The sequence below is a fragment of the Myroides injenensis M09-0166 genome, from assembly GCF_000246945.1.
GTDB classification, from domain to species: domain Bacteria; phylum Bacteroidota; class Bacteroidia; order Flavobacteriales; family Flavobacteriaceae; genus Flavobacterium; species Flavobacterium injenense.
The window spans coordinates 1-12,464 of the sequence record NZ_BAEX01000095.1; the positions used below are offsets into that span (position 1 = coordinate 1).

The following is a 12,464-nucleotide window of genomic DNA, read 5'->3' on the forward strand; positions in this document are numbered from 1 at the left end:
ACACGTAGTATTGTAGTCTAATGAAGTAGTTTTTAAGTTTTGAAAGTGTTTTTTTATATTCAGATTTATCTCATTAGTTGTGGTAAAATTGTTGCAAATTATATTTACTAAAATTAGGAAAGCCAGTTTTAAGGTGAGCTAAATGGTTATAATTAATGATGATTTGTTCAGAAAGTAATTTAAGATGTTAATTATGATTTTCAGAAAATACTCTTCTGCTTTTATAAATAGCAATTCTTTTATGAACGCCATCCGAAGGAGTGATTAGTGGATTTTATTATTTGTTGTTTAGTGGTTAAAGAGGGGGGAATTATCTGGGAATAAAGTATTTTTTAGAACAAAAGGCTATTCATGCAAAGCAAAATAAACTAGTAGAAGTATAACTTGCTAGATAAGCTACATATTAAAATACTATATTGTGACGTTATAGTTAAGAGATTATTCAAATCAGCATAATTATTGTTATATGTTTACTTATGATATAACAAGTTGCAGTATAATACTTGTATTTAAGTTGCTATTATAGTATTAAAAACAATCATTTATGAATAAAGTAACAAGTAAAGATTTTAAACCTTCATTGTGGGTACTTCGCCTGGTAGCTTATATAATTGATTTTGTATTTGCTATGCTTCTTTATTTTTTAATAACTTATTTGTTTATAGTTTTTAGCCGTTCTTCATTTGTCGATTTTTTATTAGAGAGCACATGGTCAGTCTTATTCTCTATTTTAATTATTAATTTTATCTTATTATTTAAGGATTGCATTAATGGTATAAGCCTTGGAAAGATGATAATGGGACTGCAGATTGTCAATACAGATACAGGAAATACACCATCTTTTAAAAAGTTAATATATAGAAATATATATCTTTTAATTTGGCCAATTGAGTTTGCATTTTGGTTAGTTAATAATGATAAAAGACGACTTGCTGATGTACATCTGAAAACGACTGTCAAAGTGCGTAAAGTATTAGTTAATTATAAATTACAGTTTTTACTTTTCTTTGCTTTAATCATAATAGGAATAGTCGGTGTTATTCAATGGAATAAGAATGCTTTAAGTCATAGCAGACCATATAGGGCAGCATTATCTCAATTATATATTAATAAAACAATATTTAAAGAGGTAGGTATGATTAAGAAGTCAAGAATGATAAAAGGAACTATTTTCTCAATGGGTGGAAGTAAGGAGGCTAAATTTAGAATTAAATTAATAGGAGAGAATAAAGAGAAAGTAATCAATGTACAATTAATTAAACTTAATAATACAGATTGGGAAATAGCAAATATTACGATGAGTAATTAATATAAAATGAAAAGGATAGCTTCTAGCTATCCTTTTTTATTTTGATGCAATCATTGAGATTTCAACATTGACATTACGTGGTAATTTTACGACTTGAATACATTCTCTTGCAGGAGCAGTTTCTTTATTAAAGTAACTTCCGTAAACTTCGTTTACAATAGAAAAATCATTCATGTCTGTTAAGAAGATTGTAGCTTTTACAACATTTTCAAAAGTCATTTCTGCTTTTTCTAATATAGCTTGTAAATTTGACATTACTTGTTTTGCTTCATTTTCTATTCCAGTTGTTATCAGTGTTTCAGTTACTTGATCAAAAGGAATTTGTCCTGATATAAATAATAAATCTCCTACCATTACTGCATGGTTGTATGGACCAATAGGAGCAGGAGCTTTTTCTGAGTTTATTATTTTTTTCATTTTAAGGGTATTTAAAGTGATTAAAGTCTTATTGTTATTATCTATATCTCTTGTCTGGTGTTTTGCGTTTTTCCCATTTGATATCGCTTAACATTGATGATCGGATACCAATAAAGAATCCCCAACTTGTATAGGTTCCAATAGGTACCCATGAAAAGTCCATTCTCCAACTCAATAAATCTCTCTCAAAACGCAATTGGGTAAAAGTAACTCCTTGTTGTACAAAATCGTAACCGCTAGAGAAACCTACTTTCCATCTAGGTGTGATTTCTATATTTCCAGAAACCATTAATGAATTGTTTACTAATTCATTTTGTCTAGAGGAGTTGTTATAGGTTAGGGAATAGGCAAAAGTCAAATCCCATGGTAACTTGGCATTATAGAAGCCTTCAAAAGGACGTTCTTTTTGGTTGTCAAACATACTAGTTCTTGTGTCACCAAGTTCCATTGCTCTACCAAATAAATCGTCGGCACGACCACCGTTATCTTCTGAATTTTGATTTTTATCTTGTCCGCCATTAAACCAAGGATCATTACTAGACATAGACCAGTTAACAGTTAAGTTAGCACTTGTTAATCTAAATAAGCTACCACCATTATTAATATTATAAGTATCAATACGTCTGTTATTGTTGTCTAATGCATATGGATCTAGGGTTGCATTTAAGTTAATCTGCATTTTATCTTTAAAGATAGCTGTCCCTGTACTAACCCTAACTGGAGACCATTTTAATGAGTCTGCAGACATATTATAACTAGTACTAAAGTTTAAGCTATTTAACAACATAATTTTTTTAGGCTCTCCTTTACTATTCTCATCATCTCTAACTTTAGCTTCAAATGTATTGCTAAGGTTAAAGTTTAACATATTAGAATTGCTTCTACCTGGAGCACCAAATAACCCGCCTTGGAAACGAGTATAGTCTTGTATTGTTTGACCTGTAGCATCTATTGCATAGGTATCATAGTACTGTTCAAAACTAGGAGTGTAAGAATAACCAACACTAGGGCGCATTACATGGCGTATTGCTTGTAATCTACCATCTTTACTAAAGTTAAATGTTCCGTAAATAGTAGTTCCTACATTTGCATTAAAGTTATAAGTTCTAAAGCTATCGAAGCCATTCACTCTAATATCTTCTACTCTGTTTAATTCAGGATTATATTGTTTTTTTATGGTATTAAAATACCATACTTCATTATAGTTTGCTCCCGTAGTAACAGAAAAATATTTAAATAATTTAAAGTTAGTCGAAATTGGAATACTATGTTGGAATCCTGTATTTAAACTATCATACATCTCTTTTTTAAAGAAGTTATCCTCGTGAATACGTACGCGGTTTTCACCTCTTAAGTTGTATGATAAGTTTAAGTTTTTAATAATTCCTTTTTTGGCACCATATTTTGGAGCAAAAGGAAAAATCCTATCTACACTTACTTGAAGTGTAGGTAGTGTCATATTAATTTGTTTTGTATTTGTAGATTGTGAATGCGTAGCAGTCAACGACATATTTACTTGTGGAGTACTCTCAAAAGTTTTTGAATAACTCACCGATGAACTCATCGTATTATTTAAAGATGCCCCAACATTATATGAACTATTTGTTTGTCTAAAATATTGGCTACTACCCATATTTACTGAGGCAGAAAAACGTGAAGTAGGATTTGCTTTGGCGTCCTGGCTATGATTCCATTGAATGTTATACAATTTCGAAGACATATAATCAGGTAGTCCTTTTTCGCTAAAAATATTATTCTCATAACGAAGTAATACCCTTCCGTTATATCGATATCTTTTGGCATAATTACTATTTGAGCGCAATCCCCAACTACCATTGGTATAATAATCACCTTGTAAAGTTAGGTCGACATTATCACTTATAGCAAAATAATAACCTCCATTTTGTAGATAGTAACCTTGTTGGTTAGTATCTCCAACACTTGGAATTATAAAACCTGATTCAGCTTTTTCGCTCATCGGGAAAAAAGCAAAAGGTAATCCTATTGGAGTAGGAACATCTGCTATAACCATATTGGTTACTCCAGTAACTACTTTTTTACCAGGTACTAATTTTATTTTTTTTGATTGAAAGTAATATTCGGGGTCATCTAAGTCTTTTGCAGTTGTAAAAATAACATTTTGCATAAAATAAACAGAGTCATTCTCTTTCTTTGTCAACTCAGCTTTTATTCTAAATTCACCTTGTGAAGTTCTAGATTGCCAAACTAAAGCTTTTTGTGTTTTAGCATTATAGCGGATAGAATCAGGCTCCACTACTTGTCCTCCTTGAGTAAATATAGGATATTGTGACATATTGCCGACACTATCTTTTATACCACCTGCCGATACTTCATTAGTATTAATATTGTAGATGATTTTACCAGCTTCTAATTTGAAGTCTAGGTATTCTATTACAGCTTGATCATATAAAGTTATTTCACCAGTTTGATAGTCTAAACTTTCGTATCCATTAGCTTGTCTTTCTACAACGCCATCTAATAGAGGTTTTGGCTTTGGTGGTAAAGAATCTTTTTTAGCTTTAATGGTGTCAGTATTAACTGTAGGAGGAATTGCTATAGTATCTTTTGGAGATGCTATAGAGTCTTTAATAGGGTTGGTTATTAAGGTAGTAGATTTCTTTTTAAATTCTTGCGCTTTACTAGTACTAGTAGTCAGAGCACAGAAAAGAAATAAAACTAAAACGATATTAAAAATATTTGTTCGCAAATCTTATTATATATGCTATTTTTGTAAAAACTAAGCTCGTTATTTTTAGCGTGTCAAACTTACATATATTTTTTCTGAAAAATGTAATTTAATTCAAATTATACACAATTATAAATATCTTTTTTATGAAGTGCAGTCACTCTAAACTGTTTGCCTTACTAACGTTTTTACTTTTTGCAGTAGCTATATCTGCTCAGAATAATCAAAAATTCAAAGTGGTTCTGGATCCTGGCCACGGAGGGAAAGATTCTGGAACAAATCACGGAAAGAATGTCGAGAAAGACATTGTATTAGCTGTAGCCTTAGAAGTGGGTAAAATTTTGGAAAAACAATCTGATGTAGAAGTTTTTTATACAAGGAATAAAGATGTTTTTGTGCCTGTTAAGGAGCGTTCAATATTAGCTAATGATGCTAATGGGAATGTTTTTGTTTCTATACATTGTAACGGTGTAGATTCAAATGCGGCTTATGGTACTGAAACTTATGTAATGGGGTTAAGTAAAAATAAGTCAAATTTAGATGTTGCCAAAACGGAGAACTCTGTAATTATGTTGGAGGATGATTATAAGACTCAATATGCTGGTTTTGATCCTAAATCTCCTGAGTCAATCATTGGCTTGACACTTATTCAAGAAGACTATATTCATCAAAGTATTGACTTGGCAGGAAGGGTTCAAGATGGTTTTACAAATGAGCTTAAGCGAAAGAATAGAGGAGTAAAGCAAGGACCTTTTTGGGTGTTACATGGCGCTTTCATGCCAAGTATATTAATTGAACTTGGATTTGTATCAAATAAAGATGAAGGAGCATATCTTACTTCTAAAAAAGGACAAAAAGAATTAGCTGAGTCTATTGCAAAAGGGATATTAGCTTATAAAGCTGCATATTATAGTAATGGAACAGTAGCAGCCGTAGCAGATAACACCATTAAAAATAAAGGGACTGAGAAAAAAACTGAGACTAAAAAAGTAGAAACAGAGAGTAAAACAACTGTTAATAGAGTTAAGAAAGGGATTACTTTTAAGGTGCAAATCGCTGCAAGTAGCCGTGTTTTAGCGCTTAAACCATCAAATTTTAATGGATTGAGTGATGTGAGTATGGTTAAAAGTGGAAAGATTAATAAGTATTATTATTCTGAGACTGGTAGCTATGAACAAGCTAAAAAGAACTTAGAAATTGCTAAATCAAAAGGTCATAAGTCTTCTTTCATTGTAGCTTATAAGAATGGGAAGCAAATTACTGTAGAAGAAGCTTTAAAATAATTACAGAGGCTTTTAAAAATAAAAGTTTATTTTTGCGTTTAATAAAATAAAGAGTTTTGAAAATATCAAGAGAAATTAAAACAGCTATTTTAGTAATAGGTGCTATAGCTTTGTTCATTTGGGGATATTCTTTTTTGAAAGGGAAAAATATTTTTGATAACAGTGCTAGATACTATGTGGAATACAATAATGTAGAAGGATTGACAACTTCTTCCAATGTTACTGTTAACGGTTTAGTTATTGGTAAAGTATCAAAAATTAGTATTAATCAACAGACAGGGAAATTAATAGTAGAGTTGTTAATGACTCATCCTATGGCAATTTCGAAGTCGAGTGTAGCTACAATCTACTCACCAGGATTAATAGGGGGGAAAGCAATTTCTATCGATCCCCAATTTGGTGATACAGATTATGCTGAATCAGGACAATATATAAAAGGAGATGTTCAACCAGAGCTTACAGATAAGTTGATGGGTGAATTAACACCATTGAAAGACAAATTAGAATCAGTCTTAGTAAGTGCTGATAAGATGATTTCTACAGTAAATAATATTATGGATGATAAAATGCAGAATGATTTAAAGAATTCAGTATCAGAGCTTAATGGTACTTTAGCTAGGGCGAATAAATTATTAGCTACCGCAGGTCCTAAATTTAATGGTACGATGGATAACTTAAATACAATGAGTTCTAACTTTGTTGATTTGTCTGGACAATTAAAAACTTTGGATATTCAAAGTACGTTTGCTAAATTAGACAACGCTACTGGAAATCTAGATAAAATGATGTCGGATATTCAAGGTGGCAAAGGTTCTATAGGTAAACTATTAAAAGATGAGCAATTGTATTCAAATCTAACAGGAGCATCGAAAGAATTAGAATTATTATTGCGTGATTTAAAAGAGAATCCTAAACGCTATGTTCATTTTTCTTTATTTGGTAAAAAAGCGACACCTTACCAACCTACAGAAGAAAGTGTAATAGTAGAAGAAAATAATATAGACAACAACTAAACCAACAAAAAACTAACAATTTATTGAATCAATTATTACAATTATGCAGTATTTAGGCCAAGCATTATTTTTACTTTTATTGGTTGCTGGTTTTGGTTTTTTCTACAGAAATGTAAAGAAGCTAATACGCAATATTAAGATGGGGCGAGCAGTCGATCGATCTGATAATCCTAAAGCGAGATGGCGTAACATGATACGCGTTGCGTTAGGGCAATCTAAAATGGTCAAAAGACCTATACCAGCAATTCTACATATTTTTGTCTATGTAGGATTCGTAATTATTAATATCGAAATGTTGGAGATCATCATAGATGGTCTATTTGGGACACATCGTGCTTTTAGTTTTTTAGGAACAGGGTACAATGTTTTAATAGGTGTTTTTGAGATACTAGCATTCTTAGTGATATTTGGTGTAGTTGTATTTTGGATTAGAAGAAATATAGTGAAACTTAAACGTTTTAATCAACCAGAGATGAAGGGTTGGGCTAAACGTGATGCTAATAATATTATATATATTGAAACGATATTAATGTGTTTTTTCTTAGTTATGAACGCGGCAGATAACTATTTACAAACAATTGGATATCCACATTATATATTAGCAGGAGCTTTTCCTATTTCAAATTTTATAAGTCCAATATTTGATGGAATGAATCCTTCTACTGTAGTGTTTATTGAACGTTTTTGTTGGTGGGCACATATAGTAGGGGTAATGTTCTTTATGAACTATTTATACTATTCTAAGCATTTACATATCTTTTTAGCATTTCCAAATACATATTTTGCTAATTTAAATCCTGAAGGACAGTTTGATAATTTAGAGTCAGTGAAAAAAGAAGTACAGCTAATGATGGATCCAAATGCTGATCCCTTTGCTGCACCAGCTGATAATGTAGAGGAAGAACCTAGTAAATTTGGAGCGCAAGATGTGATGGATTTAAATTGGGTACAATTATTAAATGCATATTCTTGTACAGAGTGTGGGAGATGTACTTCATCTTGTCCACAAAATATTACTGGTAAAAAATTATCACCTCGTAAGATAATGATGTCTACTCGTGATCGACTAGAAGATGTCAGTAAAATAATGGATGCCAATAATGGTAAATTTGTAGACGACGGAAAAACTTTATTAAATGATTATATAACTGCTGAAGAGTTATGGGCGTGTAATACATGTAATGCATGTGTTGAGGAATGCCCAATAGATATTAGTCCGTTGTCTATTATTATGGATATGCGTCGTTTCTTGGTAATGGAGCAAAGTGCTGCGCCAGTAGAGTTAAACAATATGATGCAGAATGTTGAGAATAATGCCGCGCCATGGCAGTATAATCAAATGGATCGTTTAAACTGGAAAGACGAAAACTAATTAACTAACATCGTAATTAATGTACAACTCATTAATTATCTCAATACACAGCAAATTATGTCAGCAAATTTAGTAGTGCCTACAATGGCAGAAATGATGGCTAGAGGAGAACAACCAGAGGTGTTATTCTGGGTAGGTTGTTCAGGAAGCTTTGATGATAGAGCTAAAAAGATAACAAAAGCATTCGTTAAGATTTTAAATAAAGCAAATGTATCATTTGCAGTTTTAGGTACAGAAGAAGGATGTACAGGTGATCCTGCAAAAAGAGCAGGTAACGAGTTTGCATTTCAAATGCAAGCAATGATGAATATCCAAGTGTTAGATGGATATGAAATTAAAAAGATTGTTACCGCTTGTCCACATTGTTTTAATACGCTAAAAAATGAATACCCTGATTTAGGAGGAAAGTATGAGGTTGTTCATCATACGGAATTTCTTAAATCTCTATTAGATGATGGGCGTTTAACCATTGAGGGGGGAAATTTTAAAGGAAAGAAAATAACATTTCATGATCCTTGTTATTTAGGACGTGCAAATAAGGTATATGAAGCACCTCGCCAATTAATAGAAAAGTTAGATGCTGAACTAGTAGAAATGAAACGTTCTAGAGCTAATGGATTCTGTTGTGGTGCCGGTGGAGCACAATTATTTAAAGAGCCAGAACCAGGTTCAAAAGAAGTTCATGTTGAACGAACTGAGGAAGCTATTGGTACAGGAGTAGAAATTATTGCAGCAGGATGTCCTTTCTGTAATACAATGCTTACTGATGGTGTGAAATTTAAAGAAAAAGAAAGCGAAGTAAAAGTTTTAGATGTCGCTGAATTAATTGCTAACGCAGAAGATTTGTAGTTATTATGTATACGCCTATAGAAGAAATGCCTGATCATTCTAGAGTTTGGATTTACCAATCAAATAGAAAATTCACAGACGAAGAGGTTAAAGAAATTGAAAAAATCTTACTAGATTTTACTGAAAATTGGGTTGCTCATGCGACACCATTAAAAGCGTCTTTTGAAGTGAAATATAATAGATTTATTATATTAGCTGTTGATCAAGAAGTTCATTCGGCTTCAGGTTGTTCAATTGACTCATCAGTTAAAGTTATTCAGGAGTTAGAGCAAAAATACAATGTTGATTTGCTAGACAAAATGAATGTTACTTACAAAACGGGTGAATTTATAGCTTTTAAAACTTTAATTGAATTTAAACAATTGGTAAAAACAAAAGCAGTATCTGCTAATACTATTGTATTCAATAATTTAGTAAATGATTTAGGAGAATATAGAGAGTTCTGGGAGGTACCAGCAATAGAAAGTTGGCATAGCCGCTTTTTTAAATAGATTTGATTTTTTAAATTTACCAATATCAAAAAATCATCATCAATTTTTTTGATGATGATTTTTTTTTGCTTGAAAAAAACGACTAATGAAAAGATTTACACTATTATTATTACTGACAACTACAATTGTATTTGGTCAGAATCAAGATTATATTAAAAAACAAAAGCAATGGGTAGATAGCGTTTATAATACACTTTCTCTAGAACAACGAATAGGACAACTATTTATGGTGGCAGCCTATTCAAATAAGAATGAAGCTCATATTCAGAGTTTAGAGAACTTAATAAACAATCAATATATAGGCGGGTTAATCTTTTTTCAAGGTGGACCAGTTCGACAGGCACAAATGACTAACCGATTACAACGTTTAAGTAAATTACCTATGTTAATTGGTATAGATGGAGAGTGGGGGCTTAGTATGAGATTGGATTCTACTTATCGTTTTCCATATAATATGACTTTAGGGGCTGTCCAAGATTTAGATTTAATAGAGAATCTTGGCGTAGCGACGGCAAAACAGGCTAAAAGATTAGGATTTCATTTTAATTTTGGACCAGTAGTAGATATTAATACTAATGCAAAAAATCCAATAATAGGAGTCCGATCATATGGAGAGACTCGCGAAATTGTAGCTGATAGAGCTACAGCTTTTACAAAAGGATATCAAAGTCAAGATGTATTTGCTACTGCAAAGCATTTTCCTGGGCATGGGGATACCTCTGTTGATTCTCATCACGCCTTACCAGTGGTAAATTTTGATAAGCATCGCCTAGAAAAAGTGGAGCTATATCCTTATAGAAAATTAATAAAGAATAATGTAGCTAGTATTATGGTTGCACATTTAAATTTGCCAGCATTTGAACCAAATGATAATATCCCAAGTTCTTTGTCATATAATGTAGTTACAAAATTATTGAGAGAAGAAATGGGATATGAAGGATTGATTTTTACTGATGCTTTAAATATGAAAGGCGCAGCTAATTATCTTAAACCAGGAGAAGTTGATTTAGCAGCTTTTAAAGCAGGTAACGACTTGTTATTGTTCTCTGAGGATGTTCCTAAAGCTTTACAGATTATTAAAACGGCTTATGAAAATGGTGAAATTACAGAAGAACGTTTAAGTTATTCAGTGAAGAAAATTTTGGAGTATAAATATAAAACAGGTTTAACGAAGTTTACCCCAATAGAAATCGATCACTTAGTAGCTGATTTAAATACTAGTGAGTATGATGACTTAAATACTCATTTGTATGAAGAAGCAATAACTGTAATAAAAAATAATGATAAATTATTACCCATCAAACACTTGGAGAAAGAAAAGATAGCTTATATAAAGTTAGGGGATGATACAGGTGATACTTTTTATAACATGTTGCAAAATTTTGATAATGTTACAGAAGTTAGTAAAGATAATTTAGATAAGTTAAATGACTATACGTTGGTTATAATTGGCTATCATAAACTAGATAATCCATGGAGAAATCAAGATTTCTCAAATGATGAATTAAGTATTATTGAAAAAGTAGCTTCTTCTAAAAAAACAGTACTAGTTTCATTCACTAAACCGTATACACTTTCTTCTATAAAGAACTTTAAGAATATCAATAGTATTGTAATTGGCTATCAAAATAATGTATTTGCTCATAATGCAGCTGCTCAAGTCATATTTGGTGCAATAGGAGCAAAAGGAAAATTACCAGTCACAATTAATAGTGAGTTTCAAGTCGAAGATGGTATAAAAACAAAAAGTCTTAATAGATTGGGATTTTCAACGCCTCGTAATGAAGGTATAAATCCCTTTGTGTTAAATCAAATAGATAGTATTGCAAATTATGCTATCAGTAAAGAGTTAACTCCTGGAATGCAAATATTGATTGCGCGACATGGTAAAGTCATCTACAATAAATCTTTTGGTTATCATACATATAAAAAAGATGTAAAAGTAAAAGATACTGATTTATATGATTTAGCCTCATTAACCAAAATATTAGGGACTCTTCCTATGTTGATTAAATTGTATGATGATGATAAGGTAAGAATGGATACAAAACTTGGGGATATGTTACCATTCTTTAAGGGGAGTGACAAAGAGAAAATAACATTCAAAGATTTATTAACACATCAGTCAGGATTACCTGCTTGGATACCTTTTTACAAAAGAACATTAGATAGTAATGGTAAACCTGATTTAACCATTTATAATTATTTTACTACAATTGATTTCCCAACTCAAGTTTCAGAGAATCTTTTTATCAAAAAAGGGTATAATCAAGACATGTTACAAATTATTAAAGATTCAAAATTAGGAAAGAAAGGCGATTATAAATACAGTGATTTAGGATTTATAATGATGAAAGAGTTTGTTGAGAATAAATACAATACACCTTTAGATCAATTAGTAGATCGCACTTATTATCAAAAAATTGGAGCTAATCGTTTAACATATTTACCTTTGCGCAAGTTTAGTATGGATGAAATTCCTCCAACAGAGGAAGATAATTATTATCGATATACAACAGTGCAAGGATATGTACATGATATGGGGGCAGCTATGCAAGGTGGTGTGTCTGGACACGCAGGACTATTTGGTACAGCATTAGACGTTGCGAAAATGATGCAACTTTATTTAAATAAAGGCGAATATGGAGGTGTTGAATTTTTCAGTACTTCTACCTTTGATGCTTTTAATGATTGTGCATATTGTGCTAGTGGAAATAGAAGAGGTATTGGCTTCGATAAACCTCAAAAAGAAGGAAAACCTGGACCTACATGTGGATGTGTCTCTATGACAAGTTTTGGACACACAGGATTTACTGGCACAATGACTTGGGCGGATCCTGAAAAAGATTTAATCTATGTATTTCTATCTAATAGAACTTATCCAGATAGTAATGTAAATAAATTGTCAAAAGAGAATATTAGAGAGAATATTCAAGAACTGATTTATAAGTCTATAGAAAGATAAGTTAATCAAAGTTTCTACAAAAAAAAGCCTCATTTATAATCATGATTATAAATGAGGC

The 12,464-nt window shown here is 31.5% G+C and carries 9 protein-coding genes; 7 read left to right on the plus strand and 2 right to left on the minus strand.

Annotated elements, in window-relative coordinates; all coding sequences use genetic code 11:
- Positions 1–544: 544 nt before the first annotated feature.
- Positions 545–1,309 (plus strand): RDD family protein, encoded by a 765-nt coding sequence (locus RH98_RS13150; protein ID WP_010255727.1) that lies wholly within the window; start codon positions 545–547, stop codon positions 1,307–1,309.
- A 36-nt stretch (positions 1,310–1,345) separates the two neighbouring features.
- Here RH98_RS13150 and RH98_RS13155 read toward each other — a convergent pair whose 3' ends face one another.
- A complete protein-coding gene (locus RH98_RS13155; protein ID WP_010255730.1) occupies positions 1,346–1,726 on the minus strand; it encodes a Rid family detoxifying hydrolase in 381 nt (126 codons plus the stop codon).
- A gap of 37 nt (positions 1,727–1,763) precedes the next feature.
- Entirely contained in the window at positions 1,764–4,454 is a 2,691-nt protein-coding gene (locus RH98_RS13160) for a putative LPS assembly protein LptD (RefSeq protein WP_010255732.1), read from the minus strand.
- A 125-nt stretch (positions 4,455–4,579) separates the two neighbouring features.
- Between RH98_RS13160 and RH98_RS13165 the strand changes: the two genes are divergently transcribed.
- The 6 genes from RH98_RS13165 (at position 4,580) to RH98_RS13190 (ending at position 12,406) form a co-directional block, all read left to right on the plus strand.
- A complete protein-coding gene (locus tag RH98_RS13165) occupies positions 4,580–5,716 on the plus strand; it encodes an N-acetylmuramoyl-L-alanine amidase family protein (RefSeq protein ID WP_010255734.1) in 1,137 nt (378 codons plus the stop codon).
- A 56-nt stretch (positions 5,717–5,772) separates the two neighbouring features.
- A complete protein-coding gene (locus tag RH98_RS13170) occupies positions 5,773–6,729 on the plus strand; it encodes an MlaD family protein (RefSeq protein WP_010255736.1) in 957 nt (318 codons plus the stop codon).
- A gap of 43 nt (positions 6,730–6,772) precedes the next feature.
- Complete coding sequence (locus RH98_RS13175) at positions 6,773–8,101, plus strand: 4Fe-4S dicluster domain-containing protein (protein ID WP_010255738.1); 1,329 nt, start codon at positions 6,773–6,775, stop codon at positions 8,099–8,101.
- A gap of 57 nt (positions 8,102–8,158) precedes the next feature.
- On the plus strand, positions 8,159–8,950 hold the full coding sequence (locus tag RH98_RS13180) for a (Fe-S)-binding protein (protein ID WP_010255741.1): 792 nt from the start codon (positions 8,159–8,161) through the stop codon (positions 8,948–8,950).
- Between the two features lie 5 nt (positions 8,951–8,955).
- A complete protein-coding gene (locus tag RH98_RS13185) occupies positions 8,956–9,441 on the plus strand; it encodes a hypothetical protein (protein ID WP_010255744.1) in 486 nt (161 codons plus the stop codon).
- Between the two features lie 85 nt (positions 9,442–9,526).
- On the plus strand, positions 9,527–12,406 hold the full coding sequence (locus tag RH98_RS13190) for a serine hydrolase domain-containing protein (RefSeq protein ID WP_010255746.1): 2,880 nt from the start codon (positions 9,527–9,529) through the stop codon (positions 12,404–12,406).
- Positions 12,407–12,464: the final 58 nt, after the last annotated feature.

Bases quoted from the DNA above. Each gene is read 5' to 3' on its own strand.
- RH98_RS13165 (WP_010255734.1), top strand. From the start codon at position 4,580: ATGAAGTGCAGTCACTCTAAACTGTTTGCCTTACTAACGTTTTTACTT.
- RH98_RS13150 (WP_010255727.1), top strand. From the start codon at position 545: ATGAATAAAGTAACAAGTAAAGATTTTAAACCTTCATTGTGGGTACTT.
- RH98_RS13155 (WP_010255730.1), bottom strand. From the start codon at position 1,726: ATGAAAAAAATAATAAACTCAGAAAAAGCTCCTGCTCCTATTGGTCCA.
- RH98_RS13180 (WP_010255741.1), top strand. From the start codon at position 8,159: ATGTCAGCAAATTTAGTAGTGCCTACAATGGCAGAAATGATGGCTAGA.
- RH98_RS13185 (WP_010255744.1), top strand. From the start codon at position 8,956: ATGTATACGCCTATAGAAGAAATGCCTGATCATTCTAGAGTTTGGATT.
- RH98_RS13190 (WP_010255746.1), top strand. From the start codon at position 9,527: ATGAAAAGATTTACACTATTATTATTACTGACAACTACAATTGTATTT.
- RH98_RS13175 (WP_010255738.1), top strand. From the start codon at position 6,773: ATGCAGTATTTAGGCCAAGCATTATTTTTACTTTTATTGGTTGCTGGT.